Source organism: Nocardia sp. CA-151230 (assembly GCF_050942175.1).
Taxonomy (GTDB): Bacteria; Actinomycetota; Actinomycetes; order Mycobacteriales; family Mycobacteriaceae; genus Nocardia.
The window spans coordinates 431417-448696 of sequence record NZ_CP192061.1; the positions used below are offsets into that span (position 1 = coordinate 431417).

Sequence of the window (17280 nt, forward strand, 5' to 3'; positions counted from 1 at the left end):
CTTTTGTCGTTGGGGGATCAGGAGACCAGGCCGCGGCCGGTGGTCAGGGGGAGATCCATGGCGGTCAGGAGGCCGGGGCGGGATTGGACGACCGCGGGGACGGCGCTGACCAGGCGGGCCGCGGTGCCGACGACGCCGGCTTCGGCGTGGTCGCCGTTGCTGTAGAGCTGGAGGTCGAGCAGGTAGTCGGGTTCGCCCTTGACTTCCACTCGGTAGCAACCCTTTCCGGCCGGTTGGGGCCAGTCCGGGGCGAGGTCGGGGTGCAGGCGGGTGGTGTGTTCGAGGGTGAGGACCTCACGGCCCCTACTGATGCCGTGCACCTGGAATCGGAGGGCGGCGGCGGTGCCGGCGGCGATGGTGCGGCTGCCCACCTTCAGCTCTTCGCTCGCTGGTAGGCGCTCGAAATGCTGTGTGACGGAGTCGAGTTCGATGTCCAGGGCGGCGGCGAGCTGGCGGATGACGCTGCCCCAGGCGAGGGTGAGGACGCCGGGCTGGAGGAGTAGCGGCAGGTCGTCGAGGGCGCTGCCGAAGCCCATGATGTCGAACAGGACCTTGGGGTTGTCGTAGGTGGAGTAGTCCATCACCTCCGAGCAGATGATCTTGTCGATGCGCTCGGAGCCGCTGGACAGGAGGAGGGGCAGCCAGTCGTTGGCCCAGCCGGGGTCGATGCCGTTGACCCACAGGGAGGCTCCGCCCTCCTCGGCCGCCTCCAGGATCGGGGCGATGGCCTCGTCGGGGAGGGTGCCGTAGGGGAATTGCAGGAAGACGGGGCTGCTGGAGACGACATTGATGCCGGCACGGAGGAAGGTCTTCAGATCCTCCACCGCCTCCATCAGGCGGTCGTCGGCCATGGCGGTGTGGACGATGCAGTCGGGCTTCAGGGCCAGGAGCGCCTCGGCGTCCTGGGTTGCGGTAACGCCGATCTCGCGGTCGAGACCGGCCAGCTCGCCCGCATCCTTGCCGGCCTTGGCGGCGCTGGAGACCCAGACGCCGACCAGGTCGAGCTCGGGGCGGGCGATGATGGAGCGCAGGGTGCGGCGGCCGACATTGCCGGTGCTCCACTGGACTACGCGGTACTTCATGGGAAAACTCCTGCGGCGCGGCGGATTACAGGTCGGGGATGGGAAGGTCGAGGTTGGGCGCGGCGATGCCGCCGTCCACCTCGAGCACCTTGCCGGTGATGTACCCGCCCGCGCGGGAGCTCAGGTAGACGATCGCGGCGGCGATCTCCCACGGCTCGCCGAGCCGGTGCAGCGGGGTGGCGTCCTCCATCTGCTGCTTGATCTCCGGTTGCTGTGCAACGACTTCCAGCGCGGAGGTGAGCACCGAGCCGACCGCGATGGCGTTCACCCGGATGCGGGGGGACAGGTCGGCGGCGGCCAGCCGGGTCCAGTGCGCGAGGGCGGCCTTGGCGGTGCCGTAGGCGAGGAAGCCGCGGCCGGGGGAGCGGCCCATCATCGAGGAGATATTGACGACCGAGCCGCCGTCGTTCTTCAGCATGTGCGGCACCGCGGCCTGGGTGAGGGCGTGGGCGGTGGAGACATTGAAACGGAATGCCTCCTCGAGGAATTCGGGGGTGGTGGTGAGGAAGGTATTGGGCATGGTGCCGCCGACATTGTTGACCACGATGTCGATGCGGCCGAGTTCGGCGGCGGCGGTTTCGGCCAGCGCGGTGACGGCGGAAAGATCCGACAGGTCCGCGGGGACCGTGATGGCGCGGCGGCCGAGCGCGTGGATCTTGCCCGCCACCTCGTCGAGTTGGGCGGCGGTGCGGGCCGAGATGGCCACGTCAGCACCGGCTTCGGCGAGGGCGAGCGCGGTGGCGGCGCCGATGCCGCGGCCCGCGCCGGTCACGACGGCGACGCGGCCGTCCAGTCGGAAGGTGTCCAGGATCATCGCGAATTCAGTCCTTCTGGGGGTGACGACAGTCACAAGCAACCTTAAGCATTTGTTCTTAATCGTCAAGGAGAAGTTCTTTATCCGCTGGTGAACGGCTATGGTGCAGACTGTGGCAAGGACCGGCGGCAGGTAGCAGTGACGGTGTACGAATGGCAGTGACAGAAGCGCGGGAGCGCATCATTCTCGCGGCGGAACAGCTGATCGCCGAGCGTGGGCAGGCGGTGCCGCTGCGCGATATCGCGGCAGCCGCGGGACAGCGGAACAACTCCGCGATCCAGTACCACTTCGGCTCCCGCGACGGGCTTATCGAGGCCGTGGTCGAACACCGGCTGGCCACCCTGGAGGTGCGGCGGCTGGAATTGCTGGCCGAACAGGCCGGTACCGGTGCGACGGGCGTGCACGACCTGCTGGAGGCGCTGGTCATTCCCATGCTCGAGCTGAGCGACCGGCACGGGATCAACCACTACGCGCGGTTCCTCGAACAGATCCACACCCATCGGGCCGTCACCGACGCGGCCAATCTGGAATCCGCGCGGCGCACCTCGGTGCGGGTGATCATGCAGCAGCTGGAGCGGGAACTCACCGATCTGCCGAAACGGTTGCGGCTGCGGCGGTTACGCGCGCTTCCGACCGTGCTGTTCGCGCTGCTGGCCGACCACGAGCGGGCCGTGGAGGCCGGCCGGGTGGCCGCGGGTGACGTGGCGGCGTGGGGCGAGATCGTGGACATGCTGGCGGGGGTGCTGACCGCTCCGGTGGTGGAGCGCGCGCCGATCCGCTGACGCCGGAACGCGAACGGCCCGCCCCGGATCGAATCCGGGGCGGGCCGTTCCGAGCGCGATGAACTAGTGCTGGTGAGGCTGGGGGTAATTCGGCGGCGCGGGCTGCTGGTAGCCGCCCTGCTGCGCGTAGCCCGGCTGCTGGGCGCCGCCGGACGGAGGCGGATAACCTTGCGGCGCATACTGATTCGACGGCTGCGCGGCATAACCCGGCTGGTTCGGCGCCGGGTAGCCCGGCTGGGGCTGCGGAGCCTGGTAATTCGGCTGCGGCGCGGGCTGGTTCGGCGCCGGCTGGTAGCCCTGCGGCGCGCAGCCCTGGGACGGAACGGTATTCGCGGCGGGCGGGTAGGACGGCGGTGCGGCGTAGCCGGGCGCGGCCGCGCCGTTCGGCGGCGGGTAGCCCTGGTCGGGCGTGCCGGTCGGCGGCGAGAAGGAGCCGACCGGGGCCGGGTAGCCGTGGACCGGGGTGCTCGCCTGGTCGTAGGGGCTCGGCGCCGGCGTGTACATGGGCGTGGCGGCCTGGTCGTTCTCGCGCTTCTTCTTGAGCGCGAACCAGACGCCGCCGCTGATGAGAATGACGAACAGCAGGCCTATGAGGCCGAACGCGCGGTCGACGACGTTGATGCAGACTCGGATGAGAATGAGCACGGCGATGGCGCCGACAATGGCGATCGCGCGGCGCGCCGCGCCACCTGGTTGCTGTGACATGAGTGAGGTCCCCCGAACTCGAAAACGATTGCCGGGGCAGCATACCCAAGCAGGCTCGACTTCTCCCGGGTGCGAAGTTCGGTGCGACCTGGCAGGGCGGTGGTGGTGCGGCTACCGTTGATGGTCGTGGACACCACGGCAGCAGCAGTCATGGAAACGCCCGCCCGGCTGCGGTGGCTCGGCGTCGGGCTACCGCTGCTGACCGGTGGGGCGGCGGCCGGCGGGCTGGCGCTGCTGCACTTCCGGGATCCGCACGTGCAGGGGTCCTACGGGGTGTGCCCGTTCTACGAACTGACCGGATACTGGTGCCCCGGCTGCGGCGGGTTGCGCGGGCTGCACAACCTCACCGATGGCCGGATCCTCGACGCCATCCACAGCAATGTGCTGCTGCTCCCGCTGACATTGGGCTTCATCGCCTGGTGGGGCGCCTGGGTGGTGCGCGGGTGGCGGGGCAATCCGGTGCCGCCGCGACTACCGCAGGTGCTGCCCAGGTACGCGGTGTGGGTGGCGCTGGCATTTCTCCTGGTCTTCACGGTTGTGCGGAACACACCGTGGGGTAGTTGGATCGCGCCCGTTTAGGCGGGGCATGCTCTGCGTATGAGCGATTCGCTGAAGGAGCGCGTGCGGCAGAAGCTGATCCGGCAGCTCGAGGAGGATGGGCCGCCGGACCCCGATCAGGAGGACACCCGGCAGCTCTCCGTGCAAGTCGACCTCGATGCGCTCGACGCGGTGGCCGAGGACGATCCACTCGTCGAGGTGCTCGCGGCCCGTTACATGGTGCCCTGACCGGCTTCCGGCCGGTTCAGAAACCGCAGGCAGCCCCGCCCGCGGCCGAACTGCCGAAGGGGCGGGTCTCGGGGACCGGGTTCCAATGTCCCTCGGTGCGGGCGTAATTCCACGCCGGGCCGCGCGCCACCAGGGTGGCGATGGCGTCGACGAGGCGGTCGACATCGGCGGCGGTGGTGCCCAGGCCGATGCTGGCGCGCAGGGCGGCATCGACCCCGAGGCGGGACAGCAGCGGGTGAGCGCAGAAGCGGCCGTCGCGCACCCCGATGCCGTGCTCGGCGGAGAGATAGGCGGCCACCTGGCCGGGCTCGAAGCCGTCGACGGTGAAGGCGACAATGCCGACCGCGTCGGTGCTGTCGCGCCAGATCCGCAGGAAGTTCACGCCCGGAACGGTTTTCAGGCCGTAGCGCAGGCGGTGGGTGAGGTACTGCTCGTGCTCGATCACGGTGGTCTCGTCCAGCTCGGCGAGAGCGTCGCAGGCCGCGGCCAGGGCGGCGACGCCCAGCACGTTCGGGGAACCGGCCTCGTGGCGCTGCGGGGCGGGGGCCCATTCGACAACCTCGGTGCTCACCGAGCGCACCGCGCCGCCGCCGGCCAGGTAGGGCTCGGCCGCGTCCAGCCAGTCCCGGCGGCCGACCAGCACGCCCGCGCCGAACGGGGCGTAGGTCTTGTGGCCGGAGAAGGCCAGGTAGTCGATGCCGGTGGTGAGCAGGTCGATTCGGCGGTGCGGGGCCAGCTGTGCGGCGTCCACCAGGATGCGGGTACCGCACTGATGGGCGATCCAGGCCAGCCGCTCCAGCGGCAGCAGTTCGCCGGTCACATTGGAGGCGCCCGTAACAGCCAGCAGCGCAGCGGGTTTCGAGCACAGCTCGGCGACCAGGCGCTGGATGGTCTCCTCGATGGTGTCCGCGACCGGAACCACCCGGCGGCCGCGCCGGGTCCAGGGCAGCAGGTTGGCGTGGTGCTCCACATCCAGCACGACGGTGTCACCCGGCACACAGGCGGCGAGCAGGTTCAGTGAGTCGGTGGTGTTGCGGGTGAAGACCACCACCTGGTCGTCGGTCGCGTTCAGGAAGCGGGCGACCGAACCGCGGGCCGACTCGTAGCAGTCGGTGGAGACCCGGGAAGCGTAACCCGCGCCGCGGTGCACGCTGGCGTAGTAGGGCAGCAGGTCCGCGACCCGGTCGGTGACCTGCCGCAATGCGGGTGCGCTGGCGGCGTAGTCGAAGTTGGCGTAGCCGGCCGTCCCGCCCTGGACGAGCGGGACTCGCAGGTCACAGCCGGAGACGGCGGCGAGGGCGGCACAGGTCTGGTCGGCGAAAGCAGTCATCACGAAATCCCGTCGGGTTCATGGACACGCGATCGGGGAAACAGGAATCGATCGAGAGTCCGCGCTTGCCGCGCCCGGTCGGACGTCGGCCCGGTCGTCACCCGGAGCACCCCACCGCGGAGGAGGGTTGCCGACCAGCAAGCCGGGGCTTCGCACTGGTACTCATGACCTGATTGCAGAGACTCGCAGACGCGTCGCGGGCTTGTCAACCCTGACCGGCGTGGCCCGGCGGGGTCAGACCTTCTCGGCCCAGACGCATCGTTCGAGGTCCGGAACCCGTTCGCCGCCCCGGCCGGCGGGTGCGAGAAAGCGCTCGGTGTATTCCGCACCGCCGACCTGTTCGAGCTCGCGCCAGCCGTATTCGGCGAGCAGTCCGGACACCGCGCCGGGATGCAGCCCGAAGCGCCAGATACCTTGCCCAGCAACGAATCTGCGGTAGGCCGACTCGCATCCGTCGAGGTTCGAACCGTCGAGAAAGTCCTGCCGGATGTAGCTGAAGATCAGGCTGCTGCCCGCGGGCGCGGTGGCGAGCGCCGCGAAGGTGGCGCGCACGGCCTGCTCGGTCAGGTACTGGGTCACGCCCTCCCAAAGGAACAGGGTCGTCGACTCGGCGCGGTATCCGGACTCGGCCAGCGCGGTGGCGAGGGGCTGGCGCTCGAAGTCGATCGGGATCGGAACGACGGCGCCCGGCAGTGGGATTCGCCGCTGCTTGAGTGCGATGTTCACCGGCAGGTCCACCTCGAAGGCCGGTATCCCTGCCGGTGCGGCCAGGCGGCAGGCACGGGTGTCGAGGCCTGCGCCGAGTACGACCAGGGCTGCGGCGCCGTCGCGGAGGACGGCTGCGGTCCGCTCGTCGAAGTACCTCTTGCGGCAGGCCAGGCTGTTCCAGATGCCGGGATCCTGCCGGTCCATCACCCCGCGCAGCCAGCGCCGGGCGCGTGGCCGGCGCACCAGCGGGCGCAGCCCGGCGGGCAGCATTCGGATGGCGAGATCGTCTGTGAGTAAACGGTTTTCCGTGGGTTCGGCGTTCTCGGTCGCGGCGATGAGCATGGGGATCAGGGAGGTGCTGGCGGCTCTGTCGGCCATGGTGGCGCTACTCTTTCTGCATCCGACAAGTATCTGAACAAAGGCAGTAGTTGCATGGATGCAGATAAATATACGCTGCTGTCGCAGGGCAGCGCCGCCTATCGCGAGTACCTGACCGCGCAGGCCGTGGTCGCCCACACCACCGCGCAGGCGCTCGGGCTCGGCCCGACCGACTTCTTCGCGCTGAACCTGATCGCGCTGGCCGGATCCATGACCGCGGGCGAGCTGGCCGACCGCACCGGGCTGTCCACCGGTGCGGTCACCCGGCTGGTGGACCGGCTCGAGCGGGCCGGATATGTCCGGCGGGTGGCCGATCCGGCCGATCGGCGGAAGGTGGTGATCGAACCCGCGCCGGATCCGGGCGGCCGGATCGATGCCGTCCTCGCGCCGCAGCGGACGCGGATGGCGGAGGTGTTCGCCGATTACGGGCCGCAGCAGCTCGAGGTGCTGTTCGACTATTTCGCGCGGGCCGCCGGCGCACTGCGGGAGACCGCACATCAACTGCAGCGGCCCTGAGAGGGTGTGGTGAACAGCACACCCGTTTCGGAAAAATCGTCCGAAAGTTGGATCGGGTGGGCCGCAAAGTTCGAATCGCGCGATCGTTGCTGGGGCGTATGGTCGGAGTCGAAGTTAGGGTAGCCAAAGTGGTGTGCCCCCGAGTTGACCACGAGGAGCCCGACCATGCTGGAGACCAGCACCCCGTTCTCGACGCTCATTCGCACCGCGACCGAGCAGCAGCACAACGAGGCGGAACACTCCACGTTCATGCGCGACATGCTCGGCGGACAGCTCGGCGTGGAGGCCTTCTACCGGTACACCGCCCAGCTCTGGTTCGTCTACGCCGCTCTCGAAAAGCACTCCGCCGCACTGGCTTCCGACCGGGTCGCGGGCCCGTTCGTCAAGCCCGAACTGGCGCGGCTGGCCTCGCTGGAGGCCGACCTGGCCCACCTCGGTGGGGCGAACTGGCGCGATGAACTGAGCGCGCTGCCCGCCACCGCCGCCTACGCCGCCCGCATCGAGGAGTGCGCGGGCGACTGGCCGGCCGGCTATGTCGTCCACCACTACACCCGCTACCTGGGTGATCTCTCCGGCGGCCAGGTCATTCGCGGTACCGCCGAGAAGCTGTGGGACCTGCCCAAGAAGGGCGACGGCGTGCGGTTCTACGTCTTCGAGGACATCGCCAACCCGGCCGCGTTCAAGCGCGACTACCGCGAGGCCCTCGACCGGCTTCCCCTCGACGGCCCCGAGGTCGATCGCGTACTCGACGAGGCGCGACTGGCGTTCACGATGAACACTGACCTGTTCCGTGAGCTGGGTGCGGAATTCAGCGCGCGGAACTGAAACTCGCAACCCCGAAGGTCGCCGACCCCCGTTGATCGACAGGGGCGGCGGCCTTCGTCATTCCCGGGGGCGTCGTCGACCCTGTTCGTCGGGGGCAGGGTCGGCGATCTCACCCTTGCGCCGGGCCGTGGTGATGGGTTGCCATGGAGGGCATGAGTTTTCCGCTGCTACTGAGTTTCGTGGGGTTGTGTGTGCTGCTCGCGCTCACACCGGGGCCGGATACCTTTCTGGTACTGCGATTCTCGATGGCCGGATCGCGACCCGGAATCGCGGCCGCGGTGGGCTCGGCGTTCGGTGGGATCGTGTGGGCCACCGTGGTCGCGGCCGGGGTCGCGGCGCTGCTGGAGCAGTCGGCGACCGCGTATCGCACGCTCAAGGTGATCGGCGGAATCTACCTGGTGTACCTGGGCGTTCGGGCGCTGCTGGCGCATCGGCGCGGGCCGGGTGCGGCGGCCGGCGGGGCGGATGTCGTGGCGGCGCAGGGTGAGCCGGCGTCCCTGCGCTCGGCGTTCGCTGCCGGATTGCTGTCGTGTGTCTTCAATCCGAAGGTGGGGTTGTTCTACCTCGCGGTGCTGCCGCAGTTCCTGACCCAGGTGACTTTCCTCAACACGCTCACGCTCGGGGCCATCGAATCCAGTGTCGCGGCAATCGAAATGATCCTGCTGGCGGTGGCGGCCGCGCGGGCGGTGGAGTTGCTGCGACGGCCGCGCGTCCGGGTGCGGCTGGAGCAGGCGAGCGCGGCGATCCTGGCGGCGCTGGGCATCGGCACGGCGGCCTCGGCCGCGGCCTGAGTCGGCGCCGGAGTCAGTCGGCGATCTCGGCGCGGTGGTACGCGCCGTTGTAATACACCAGCGGGCCGACCGCCGGGGAGTTCTCGGTTTTGTCGTGCACCTGGGTGACCAGGCCGATGACCAGGGTGTGGTCGCCGATCGGGAGGAGCTGATGGACCGTGGCGCGGACCCAGATGGGGGTGCCGTGCAGGACGGGTTCGCCGGTGCCGAGCGTCGTCCACAGGGATCGGTCGGTAAAACGCTCCTCGGCGGTCCGGCTGAACCGCTGGGCCAGATGCTTCTGATGCTCGCCCAGGAAATGCACCACCAGCGATTCGGCCCGCACCATGGCCTCGATGCTCGAGGAGGTCTCGGCGATATTGAACGAGATGAGCGGCGGCTGCGCGGAGAGCGACGCGAACGAGGTGGCGGTGAAGCCCACGGGACCCTGATCGGACTCGAGCGTGACGATGGTGACCCCGGCCGGATAGTGCCGCATGGCAGCGCGGTACTGCTGCGCGGTAATACCGCTCAGATCGTCGGGCACGTGTAGCTCGGTGCCGGGCGTCGGGGAATCGCTCACGTCACGAAACTACGTGGTCGAGCGCCCGGTTATTCCACCCTGTAAGAAATTCCTCGGTTCACGCCGGTGGCAGCGCTCGGCCCGCGCCGGTGATGAAGCTCAGTCCACATCGATGGCCAGGCCCGCGGTGATCCGGACCAGTTCCCCGAAGGTGGTGCGGAACAGTGTGTTCGGATGTCCGCCCGCGGCCCACAACTCCTGATACCGCGACAACGCCGTGTCGACGAAGGTCGGCAGATTGGTGGGGTGCCCGAGCGGGGCGACACCCCCGATGGGCTGCCCGGTCACCTCGCGGACCATGGCCGCGGGCGCCCGGGAGAGCGTACCCTCGAGGCGCTCCCCGGTGCGGCTCAGATGCACCTGGTGCGCGCCGGACACCAGCAGCAGCACCGGATCGTCGTCGAGCAGGAAGACCAGCGATTTGGTGATCGCCCCGACGGTCACGCCGAGCGCGTCGGCGGCTTCCTGCGCGGTGTGGGTGGGACTGGGCTGGGTGATGATCACCCCGTGATGGCCGCGCGCGATCAAGGTGTCGGAGACCTTCGACGCGACCGGTGGCAGGGACCTGCGCATGGCAACCAGGGTAGAGCGATTGCGGTGGATGTGCCGGGGATCAGTAGTCGGGATAGCCCTCCTCCGGGCCCAGCAGCTCGGTGAGGCGGTCGCGCACGATCGGGGCCAGCTCCTCGACGGTGCGCTGCGAAACCCACTGGTGCGCACAGGAATCGAAGACCCGTTCCAGGTCGATCGCGGACAGGGCGTGCAGCTCCGCCGCGGCGGCCGTCTGGAGTGCGGCGTAACCCGGGTACGGGCGGCCGTCGGCGATCTTCTGGGCCCAGGTGACATTGCAGCAGCATTCGTACAGGGCATGAATCGCGCGGCGGCGGGGGAGCGTATTGAAGCGGTCGAGGCCGATTCCGTGATGCATCAACATCCAGACCTCACACACGGGACGGGCGAGTTGTGCGGACCCGCTAATCGTCCGCCGGAAAGCGGTTCGAAGACACTGGGACGCAGCAGATTTAGCACAGGATTAACACCGGCCCGACACGCCCCCGGCACCCCCGATACGCTGGACCGATGACCGAATGGAAGGCTTTCGAGGTCGAAAGCAAGGACCACATCGCCCAGGTGACGCTCACCGGTCCCGGCAAGGGCAATGCCATGGGCCCCGACTTCTGGCGCGAACTGCCGCTGATCTTCGGCGAACTCGACGCCGACCCGGACATCCGCGCCATCGTGCTCACCGGATCCGGCCGGCACTTCTCCTACGGCCTGGACCTGCCGGCCATGAGCCCGCTCTTCGGGCCGCTGCTGGCCGACAGGGCGCTCGCCGGGCCGCGCACCGACTTCCTCAAGCACGTGCGCAGCATGCAGGACTCCGTCACCGCGGTCGCCGACTGCGTCAAGCCGGTCATCGCGGCGATCTCCGGCTGGTGCATCGGCGGCGGACTGGACCTCATCGCCGCCGCGGATGTCCGCCTGGCCAGCGCCGACGCGAAGTTCAGCCTGCGCGAGGCCAAGGTGGCCATCGTCGCCGACATCGGCTCGCTGCACCGGCTGCCGGGCATCATCGGCGAGGGGCACGTGCGTGAACTCGCCTACACCGGCAAGGACATCGACGCGGCCCGCGCCGAGAAGATCGGCCTGATCAACGACGTGTACGCCGACCAGCAGGCCGTACTGGACGCCGCCCACGCCATGGCGCGCGAGATCGCCGCCAACCCGCCCCTGGTGGTGCAGGGCATCAAGGACGTCCTCGACCAGCCCAAGCGCGGCAGGATCGCCGACGGGCTGCGCTATGTGTCGGCCTGGAACTCGGCATTCCTGCCGTCCGAGGACCTCACCGAGGCCATCCAGGCGGTCTTCGAGAAGCGCCCCCCGGAGTTCAAGGGGAAGTGACCCCAAGGGGCTTCTGCCTCGTAAAAGGACCCCATGCCTCCGGTTCCCGGCCTATCGTTTTGGGCGGGGGACCGGAGGTTTGGCCATGGCTACATCCGAGGTGAGCGAGTCGACCGGTGAGGGCGGCTTCAGCCATCGCGAAATAATGGTGATCCTCAGCGGGCTGCTGCTGGGCATCCTGCTCGCGGCGCTCGATCAGACCATCGTGTCCACCGCCATCCGCACCATCGCCGACGATCTGAACGGGTATTCGCTGCAGGCCTGGGCAACCACCGCGTATCTGATCACCGCCACGCTGGCCACCCCGCTGTACGGCAAGCTCTCGGACATGTACGGGCGCAAGCCCTTCTACCTCGCCTCGATCGCCATCTTCGTGACCGGCTCGCTGCTGTGCACCTTCGCGCAGTCCATGTACGAGCTGGCCGCCTTCCGGGCGCTGCAGGGGCTGGGCGCGGGCGGGCTCATGTCACTGGCGCTGACCATCGTGGGCGACATCGTGAGCCCACGCGAAAGGTCCAGGTACCAAGGGTATTTCCTGGCCGTGTTCGGTACCTCGAGTGTGATCGGGCCGGTGCTGGGCGGGCTGTTCGCGGGGCAGCACAGCATTCTCGGGATCGCGGGCTGGCGCTGGGTGTTCCTGGTGAACGTGCCCATCGGCCTGTTCACCCTGGTCGTGGTGACCCGGGTACTGCGCCTGCCGCCGCGCGAGAAATCCCGTGACCGCGTGGACTACTGGGGCGCGCTGGCGCTCATCATCGCCATCGGCCCGCTGCTCATCGTGGCCCAGCAGGGGCGCGAATGGGGCTGGGGCAGTGCGCGATCCATCGTCTGCTACCTGATCGGCGCGCTCGGGGTGATCGCCTTCATCCTGGTGGAAGCCGCGCTCGGAGAGGCGGCGCTCGTCCCACTGCGTATCTTCGCCGATCGCACCTTCGCGCTCGGCGTGGTCATCTCGTTCGTGGTGGGCGCGGGCATGTTCGGCGGAATCCTGCTGCTGCCACAGTATTTGCAGGCCGACCGGGGTGCGAGCCCGATGCTGGGCGGACTGCAGATGATCCCCATGGTGCTGGGCATGATGATCGGCTCGGTGGTGTCGGGGCAACTGATCTCGCGCACCGGGCACTACCGCGTCTACACGCTGCTGGGCTCGGCCATGATCACCGTCGGGCTGTTCCTGCTGCACTACCTCGAGGCCGATACGGCGTTCTGGGTCGTGGTGCTTTTCATGCTGTGCGTGGGCTTCGGGCTGGGCAATCTCATGCAGCCGCTCATCGTGGCGCTGCAGAATGCGTTGCCGCCCAAGGACATGGGCGTCTCCACGGCTGCCGCCACCTTCTTCCGGCAGATCGGCGGCACGCTCGGCGCCGCAGTGTTCCTGTCGATCCTGTTCGATCGGCTCGGACCCAATATTCGCGCGCAGCTGATGGAGGCGGGCAAGGACCGCAAGTTCCAGGACGCCGTCGCCGCCGGGGCGCACGACGGGAATCCCGCGGATATGGCGCTGTCGCAAGGATTTCTGAACCACGACACCTCGGCGGCGCAGGGGGTGCTGAACGACAGCTCGGTGATCCAGAAGCTCGATCCCGTGCTCGCACACCCGTTCAAGGTGGGATTCGCGGAATCGCTGTCGACGGTCTTCCTGACCACGTCCGCCGTCACCCTGCTCGCGTTCGTGCTGGTGGTGTTCTGGAAGGAAGTCCCGCTGCGCACGACCGCCGGGCTCGCGGCCGCTGCCGAGTAGGACCGGGGATTCGGGAAAACGAAAGGGGCGGCGCGGAATCCGCGCCGCCCCTCGTCAGCGGGTGCTCAGTGGCCGCCCTGCTCCTTCAGGCGAGCGTAGGCCTCGTCGACCAGCTTCTCGGCCTTCTCGCGGCCCTCCCAGCCCTCGACCTTGACCCACTTGCCGGGCTCCAGGTCCTTGTAGTGCTCGAAGAAGTGCGCGATCTCCTTGCGCTGGAACTCCGGGATGTCCTCGACGTCCTGGATGTGGGCCCAGCGCTTGTCGCCGGCGGGCACCGCCACCAGCTTCTCGTCGATGCCGGCCTCGTCGCTCATGATGAGCACGCCGACGGGACGGGCCTCGACCAGCACACCCGGGAACACGGACTCGGGCAGCAGCACCATGCAATCCAGCGGATCGCCGTCGCCGCCGAGGGTGTTCTCGATGTAGCCGTAGTCGGCCGGGTACATCATCGGCGTGTACAGGTAGCGGTCCAGCCGAACGCGTCCGGTCTCGTGATCGACCTCGTACTTGTTGCGCTGACCCCGGGGGATCTCGATGGTGACGTCGAACTCCACGTCATCTCCTTTTCGGTGGGCGGTATAGCTGCCGACTCGCCAGCTCGTTCAAGGGAACGACTGCGCAACGAGGATAGTGTGGACCGCGGTAGAGCCATCAGCCCCACCACAGGTATCAGGGAGACAGCGGCAGGTGTTTGGTCGGAACAAGCAGAACATCGGTGGTCTGGAGGCCAAGCGGCGGCGCAGAACCTGGATCGTGGTGTCTTTGGTGCTGGTCGTCGTGGTGGCGGCGGCCGGGGCGGTAGCGGTGATCCTGAAGCCGTGGACGGAGGAATTCCGGCACGGGGGGTTGACGATCGCCGATCCGCCCGCGCCCGTGAAGCCGATTCCGCAGGTCGCGCCCGCCCCGGTGACCGCGCCCGCCGCCTCCTCGAACGGGCTGGCCGCCGCGCTCGGACCGGTGGTCGGCAATCCGGACCTCGGGATCTTCGCCGCCTCGGTCTCCGACGGGGACACCGGCAAGGTGCTGTGGACCATGGAGCCGGACAAGGGCATGATCCCGTCCTCCACCGCCAAGATCCTCACCACCGCGGCCGGACTGCTCGCCCTGGCGGACGATCACCGGGTCACCACGAAGGTGGTGACCGGCTCGGCTCCCGGCGAGATCGTGCTGGTCGGCGGCGGCGACCCGACCATCACCGCGCAGCCGGACGGCAAGGGCTACTACCCGGACGCGCCCCGACTGCAGGACCTGGTCGCGCAGATCAAGACCGCCGGGCAGCGAGTGGACTCCATCGTGGTCGACACCTCCGCCTACGCGGGCCCGAACTTCGCGCCCGGCTGGGACAACGCCGATATCGCGGGCGGCTCCATCGCACCGCTGGACCCGGTCATGATCGACGGCGGCCGCCTGGACCCGCTGGTCGAATATTCGCCCCGCACACCCACTCCCGCCCTCGACGCGGGCCGGAAGCTGGCTACCGAACTGGGCGTTGATCCCGCCAAGGTGAAGCTGGGCACCGCCCCGGCGAGCGCGAACCAGCTGGCCGCCGTGGAGTCCGCGCCGCTGCGGGAACGCATGCTGCAGGCCATGGTGCACTCCGACAATGTGCTGGCCGAGGCCATCGGCCGCGAGGTCGCGGTGGCGAGCGGGCAGGAAGCCTCCTTCACCGGCGCGGTGACCGCCATGACGACCGTGCTGCAGGCCGCCGGATTCGATCTGACCGGCCTGAAAATGGCCGACAACAGCGGACTCTCGACCGACGACCACATTCCCCCGCGCCTACTCAACCGGGTGCTGACCGTGGCCGCGCTGCCCAACGGCGCCGGTCCCCAAGGCAATTCGACCGCCGACCCGGCCGCGACCACCACCGACGGCTCCCCGCTCGCGCCGCTGCTGGACTTCCTGCCGGTGGCGGGCGGCACCGGTTCCCTGGCGACCCGCTATGTCGACCGGGATCGAGACGGGGCGGGGTGGATCCGGGCCAAAACCGGAACTCTGTCCGTCTCGAGTGCGTTGGTGGGTTATGTGCTGGACCGCGACGGACGGGTCCTGACGTTCGCCTTGATGTCGAACGATCGGCCGCCGGAGGTGAGCCGACCCGCGCTGGATGCCGTCGCCAACGCACTGCGCAACTGTGGCTGCTCCTGACGGGTGGATGAATATGACCGGATCCGAAAACCCCGCGGCCCCTGCTCGCACCCGGACCAACCTGACGGGTGTCGTGGACTGGAACGTGGCCGCCCGCACCGGCGCCGCGCTGGTGCCCGCCGGGCCGCGGACATCCCGGTACTCGGCCGAACACGCGGTCGCCGAACTCGCCGCGGCCTCGGTGCGTGCCGAGGGCCCGGTCCGCGAGGTCAGCGGTCTCGACGACGGGTCGGTGGTGCCGGACGCGCTGATCGTGGACCGGCCCGGCTGGATCCACGCCGCCGCCGAATCCATGGCCCAGCTCACCGGCAGCGGCGTGGAACCAGGAGAGAAGGGCAAACTCGTCGGCAAACCGGCCGGACTGCAGGCGGGGGCCATGCTGGCGTTTCTGTCGACGGCCATTCTCGGCCAGTACGACCCGTTCACCGGGCCCGACGGCACGCTGCTGCTGGTCGCGCCCAACATCATGGCGGTGGAACGCGCCCTCGGCGTGCCGCCCAGCGACTTCCGGCTCTGGGTGTGCCTGCACGAGGTCACCCACCGGGTCCAATTCTCTTCCGCCCCTTGGATCGCCGGCTACATGCGCCGCAATGTCGAGGTGCTCGGTGAGGCGGGCGACGAACCCCTGGCCGACATGCTGGCCCGGCTCGTCGACGCCGTGAAGGAGCGCCGCCGCGGCAGCGACGACCCGGCCGGCGGCGTCATCGGGCTGCTGCGCGCCACCCAGGCCGCACCGCAGCGTGACGCTCTCGACCGCCTGCTCATGCTCGGCACGCTGCTGGAGGGTCACGCGGACCACGTCATGGACGCCGTCGGACCCGCCGTGGTGCCCTCGGTCGCCCGCATCCGCGCCGCCTTCGATCAGCGCCGTAAACGCCCCGCCAACCCCATCCAGCGGCTGCTGCGGGCACTGCTCGGCATGGACGCCAAGGTCGCCCAGTACGTGCGCGGCAAGGCCTTCGTCGACGAGGTCGTCGACACCGTCGGCATGGCGCGGTTCAACACCATCTGGACCGAACCCGAAACCCTGCCCCGCACAGACGAAATCGGCGAACCGCAGCGCTGGGTCGCCCGCGTCCTCGGCTGAGCCGTTGCCGCCGCACCGTGTCCCGAGGCCCGCGTGCGACGATCAGGGCGTGAACGATCGGCCCCGGCTGCCCGAGACGCCTGCCGCACTGGAGATGCGGCACGCCGTGCGGGAATGGCTGGGACGGTACGCGCCCGACGGGGTGGTCGCCGTGGCCCTGTCGGGTGGGGCGGATTCGGTCGCGCTGACAGCAGCCGCGTGTGCGGAGGCGGATGTGGTGGACGCCCTGACGGTGGATCACGGCTTGCAGCCGGGGTCGGCGGAGGTGGCCGCGGCGGCGGTCGCACTGGCGTCGAAGCTGGGCTGCCGGTCGGCGCAGGTACTGACCGTGACGGTCGAGCGTGCCGGGACAGGCCTCGGCATCGCAGATCGTGACCCGGACATCGGCCGCTCCCCGGGCCTCGGCGACCGCGCGGGCAAGGCCCGGTACCCGGGTGGTCCGGAAGCGGCGGCCCGGCGCGCCCGGTACGCGGCGCTGGACGAGGCCCGGCAGGGATTGCCGGTGTTGCTCGGGCACACGCTGGACGATCAGGCCGAGACGGTACTGCTCGGGCTGGCGCGTGGGTCGGGGGCGCGGTCCATCCGGGGGATGCCGGAATTCGATGCGCCGTGGGGGCGGCCGCTGCTGGGGGTGCGGCGGAGCGTGGCCCGCGAACTGTGCGCGGATCTGGGGATCACACCCTGGGAGGACCCGCACAACAGTGCGCCGGAATTCACCCGGGTACGCCTGCGACACGAGGTGCTGCCGCTGCTGGAGGACGTGCTCGGCGGCGGCGTGGCCGCCGCGCTCGCGCGCACGGCAGCGCACCTGCGGGAGGACGGGGAGGTGCTGGACGCGCTCGCCGGAGAGTTGCTGGCAGCTGCCCGGGACGGTGACGGGCTGCGAATCGAGATGCTCGCCACTGCCGCCCCCGCGGTCCGCCGCCGTGTGATCCGCGAATGGTTGCTCGAGCGTGGCGCAAAATCATTGACGGACAGCAATTTACGGGCGGTCGAGGCGCTGGTCACGCGGTGGCGGGGTCAGGGCGGGGTCGCGGTGGGCGGTTCGGCCAGTGGGACGAGGTTGGTTGCCGCGCGTGAACATGGCAGGCTCATACTCGGTTCGGAGTGAACCCGGAGT

At 69.3% G+C, this 17280-nt stretch carries 20 protein-coding genes and 1 riboswitch; of the genes, 11 read left to right on the forward strand and 9 right to left on the reverse strand.

Translation table 11 applies throughout. The features are described 5' to 3' along the window. Positions 1-17: 17 nt before the first annotated feature. Entirely contained in the window at positions 18-1082 is a 1065-nt protein-coding gene (locus ACQP1O_RS01870) for an NAD(P)H-dependent amine dehydrogenase family protein (protein ID WP_433564205.1), read from the reverse strand. 25 nt (positions 1083-1107) lie between these two features. Further along, positions 1108-1896: an SDR family oxidoreductase gene (locus ACQP1O_RS01875; protein ID WP_379383355.1), complete on the reverse strand. Its 789-nt coding sequence runs from the start codon at positions 1894-1896 to the stop codon at positions 1108-1110. A gap of 152 nt (positions 1897-2048) precedes the next feature. Here ACQP1O_RS01875 and ACQP1O_RS01880 point away from each other — a divergent pair, with 152 nt between their 5' ends. After that, positions 2049-2678 carry a TetR family transcriptional regulator gene (locus tag ACQP1O_RS01880; RefSeq protein ID WP_433564206.1) on the forward strand — a complete coding sequence of 210 codons (630 nt, stop codon included), beginning with the start codon at positions 2049-2051 and terminating at the stop codon, positions 2676-2678. Between the two features lie 63 nt (positions 2679-2741). Here the strand turns inward: ACQP1O_RS01880 and ACQP1O_RS01885 are convergent, their stop codons facing one another. After that, positions 2742-3383: a hypothetical protein gene (locus ACQP1O_RS01885; protein WP_433564207.1), complete on the reverse strand. Its 642-nt coding sequence runs from the start codon at positions 3381-3383 to the stop codon at positions 2742-2744. 120 nt (positions 3384-3503) lie between these two features. Between ACQP1O_RS01885 and ACQP1O_RS01890 the strand changes: the two genes are divergently transcribed. Both ACQP1O_RS01890 and ACQP1O_RS01895 read left to right on the forward strand, forming a co-directional pair. Further along, positions 3504-3962: a DUF2752 domain-containing protein gene (locus tag ACQP1O_RS01890; protein WP_433567551.1), complete on the forward strand. Its 459-nt coding sequence runs from the start codon at positions 3504-3506 to the stop codon at positions 3960-3962. Positions 3963-3980: 18 nt separating this feature from the next. Then, on the forward strand, positions 3981-4169 hold the full coding sequence (locus ACQP1O_RS01895) for a hypothetical protein (protein ID WP_433564208.1): 189 nt from the start codon (positions 3981-3983) through the stop codon (positions 4167-4169). A 16-nt stretch (positions 4170-4185) separates the two neighbouring features. On the opposite strand, the gene ACQP1O_RS01900 is transcribed toward ACQP1O_RS01895, so the two are convergent. Further along, complete coding sequence (locus ACQP1O_RS01900) at positions 4186-5499, reverse strand: aminotransferase class V-fold PLP-dependent enzyme (RefSeq protein WP_433564209.1); 1314 nt, start codon at positions 5497-5499, stop codon at positions 4186-4188. Positions 5500-5555: 56 nt separating this feature from the next. Further along, positions 5556-5669, reverse strand: a riboswitch (SAM riboswitch). Between the two features lie 64 nt (positions 5670-5733). Then, entirely contained in the window at positions 5734-6585 is an 852-nt protein-coding gene (locus ACQP1O_RS01905; RefSeq protein ID WP_433564210.1) for an SAM-dependent methyltransferase, read from the reverse strand. Between the two features lie 54 nt (positions 6586-6639). On the opposite strand from ACQP1O_RS01905, the gene ACQP1O_RS01910 reads away from it, so the two are divergent. The 3 genes from ACQP1O_RS01910 (at position 6640) to ACQP1O_RS01920 (ending at position 8717) form a co-directional block, all read left to right on the forward strand. Further along, entirely contained in the window at positions 6640-7101 is a 462-nt protein-coding gene (locus ACQP1O_RS01910; RefSeq protein WP_433564211.1) for a MarR family winged helix-turn-helix transcriptional regulator, read from the forward strand. 165 nt (positions 7102-7266) lie between these two features. Further along, complete coding sequence (locus ACQP1O_RS01915; protein WP_433564212.1) at positions 7267-7926, forward strand: heme oxygenase (biliverdin-producing); 660 nt, start codon at positions 7267-7269, stop codon at positions 7924-7926. A 152-nt stretch (positions 7927-8078) separates the two neighbouring features. Continuing rightward, entirely contained in the window at positions 8079-8717 is a 639-nt protein-coding gene (locus ACQP1O_RS01920) for a LysE family translocator (protein WP_433564213.1), read from the forward strand. Between the two features lie 13 nt (positions 8718-8730). Here ACQP1O_RS01920 and ACQP1O_RS01925 read toward each other — a convergent pair whose 3' ends face one another. The 3 genes from ACQP1O_RS01925 to ACQP1O_RS01935 form a co-directional block, all read right to left on the reverse strand. After that, on the reverse strand, positions 8731-9279 hold the full coding sequence (locus tag ACQP1O_RS01925) for a flavin reductase family protein (protein WP_433564214.1): 549 nt from the start codon (positions 9277-9279) through the stop codon (positions 8731-8733). 99 nt (positions 9280-9378) lie between these two features. Beyond that, positions 9379-9852, reverse strand: a complete 474-nt coding sequence (locus ACQP1O_RS01930; RefSeq protein WP_433564215.1) for a YbaK/EbsC family protein — start codon at positions 9850-9852, stop codon at positions 9379-9381. A gap of 40 nt (positions 9853-9892) precedes the next feature. Beyond that, complete coding sequence (locus tag ACQP1O_RS01935) at positions 9893-10213, reverse strand: 2-oxo-4-hydroxy-4-carboxy-5-ureidoimidazoline decarboxylase (protein ID WP_433564216.1); 321 nt, start codon at positions 10211-10213, stop codon at positions 9893-9895. Between the two features lie 146 nt (positions 10214-10359). Between ACQP1O_RS01935 and ACQP1O_RS01940 the strand changes: the two genes are divergently transcribed. After that, the gene (locus tag ACQP1O_RS01940; protein ID WP_433564217.1) at positions 10360-11181 is read left to right on the forward strand and encodes a crotonase/enoyl-CoA hydratase family protein; all 822 of its coding nucleotides are present in this window, start codon (positions 10360-10362) and stop codon (positions 11179-11181) included. A gap of 85 nt (positions 11182-11266) precedes the next feature. Further along, entirely contained in the window at positions 11267-12922 is a 1656-nt protein-coding gene (locus tag ACQP1O_RS01945) for an MDR family MFS transporter (RefSeq protein WP_433564218.1), read from the forward strand. A gap of 65 nt (positions 12923-12987) precedes the next feature. Here the strand turns inward: ACQP1O_RS01945 and ppa are convergent, their stop codons facing one another. Then, a complete protein-coding gene (ppa, locus tag ACQP1O_RS01950; protein WP_433564219.1) occupies positions 12988-13479 on the reverse strand; it encodes an inorganic diphosphatase in 492 nt (163 codons plus the stop codon). A 133-nt stretch (positions 13480-13612) separates the two neighbouring features. Between ppa and dacB the strand changes: the two genes are divergently transcribed. The 3 genes from dacB to ACQP1O_RS01965 all read left to right on the forward strand — a co-directional run bounded on the left by dacB (position 13613) and on the right by ACQP1O_RS01965 (position 17271). Beyond that, positions 13613-15073, forward strand: a complete 1461-nt coding sequence (gene dacB / locus ACQP1O_RS01955; RefSeq protein ID WP_433564220.1) for a D-alanyl-D-alanine carboxypeptidase/D-alanyl-D-alanine endopeptidase — start codon at positions 13613-13615, stop codon at positions 15071-15073. A gap of 13 nt (positions 15074-15086) precedes the next feature. Next, positions 15087-16160, forward strand: coding sequence for a zinc-dependent metalloprotease (locus tag ACQP1O_RS01960; RefSeq protein WP_433564221.1), 1074 nt, complete (start codon positions 15087-15089; stop codon positions 16158-16160). 94 nt (positions 16161-16254) lie between these two features. Continuing rightward, positions 16255-17271, forward strand: coding sequence for a tRNA lysidine(34) synthetase (locus ACQP1O_RS01965; RefSeq protein WP_433567552.1), 1017 nt, complete (start codon positions 16255-16257; stop codon positions 17269-17271). Positions 17272-17280: the final 9 nt, after the last annotated feature.

Bases quoted from the DNA above. Each gene is read 5' to 3' on its own strand.
- ACQP1O_RS01910 (WP_433564211.1), top strand. From the start codon at position 6,640: ATGGATGCAGATAAATATACGCTGCTGTCGCAGGGCAGCGCCGCCTAT.
- ACQP1O_RS01885 (WP_433564207.1), bottom strand. From the start codon at position 3,383: ATGTCACAGCAACCAGGTGGCGCGGCGCGCCGCGCGATCGCCATTGTC.
- ACQP1O_RS01875 (WP_379383355.1), bottom strand. From the start codon at position 1,896: ATGATCCTGGACACCTTCCGACTGGACGGCCGCGTCGCCGTCGTGACC.
- ACQP1O_RS01920 (WP_433564213.1), top strand. From the start codon at position 8,079: ATGAGTTTTCCGCTGCTACTGAGTTTCGTGGGGTTGTGTGTGCTGCTC.
- ACQP1O_RS01945 (WP_433564218.1), top strand. From the start codon at position 11,267: ATGGCTACATCCGAGGTGAGCGAGTCGACCGGTGAGGGCGGCTTCAGC.
- ACQP1O_RS01940 (WP_433564217.1), top strand. From the start codon at position 10,360: ATGACCGAATGGAAGGCTTTCGAGGTCGAAAGCAAGGACCACATCGCC.
- ACQP1O_RS01890 (WP_433567551.1), top strand. From the start codon at position 3,504: ATGGTCGTGGACACCACGGCAGCAGCAGTCATGGAAACGCCCGCCCGG.
- ACQP1O_RS01900 (WP_433564209.1), bottom strand. From the start codon at position 5,499: ATGACTGCTTTCGCCGACCAGACCTGTGCCGCCCTCGCCGCCGTCTCC.
- ACQP1O_RS01905 (WP_433564210.1), bottom strand. From the start codon at position 6,585: ATGGCCGACAGAGCCGCCAGCACCTCCCTGATCCCCATGCTCATCGCC.
- ACQP1O_RS01935 (WP_433564216.1), bottom strand. From the start codon at position 10,213: ATGTTGATGCATCACGGAATCGGCCTCGACCGCTTCAATACGCTCCCC.
- ACQP1O_RS01870 (WP_433564205.1), bottom strand. From the start codon at position 1,082: ATGAAGTACCGCGTAGTCCAGTGGAGCACCGGCAATGTCGGCCGCCGC.
- ACQP1O_RS01960 (WP_433564221.1), top strand. From the start codon at position 15,087: ATGACCGGATCCGAAAACCCCGCGGCCCCTGCTCGCACCCGGACCAAC.
- ACQP1O_RS01915 (WP_433564212.1), top strand. From the start codon at position 7,267: ATGCTGGAGACCAGCACCCCGTTCTCGACGCTCATTCGCACCGCGACC.
- ACQP1O_RS01965 (WP_433567552.1), top strand. From the start codon at position 16,255: ATGCGGCACGCCGTGCGGGAATGGCTGGGACGGTACGCGCCCGACGGG.
- ACQP1O_RS01895 (WP_433564208.1), top strand. From the start codon at position 3,981: ATGAGCGATTCGCTGAAGGAGCGCGTGCGGCAGAAGCTGATCCGGCAG.
- ACQP1O_RS01930 (WP_433564215.1), bottom strand. From the start codon at position 9,852: ATGCGCAGGTCCCTGCCACCGGTCGCGTCGAAGGTCTCCGACACCTTG.
- ACQP1O_RS01880 (WP_433564206.1), top strand. From the start codon at position 2,049: ATGGCAGTGACAGAAGCGCGGGAGCGCATCATTCTCGCGGCGGAACAG.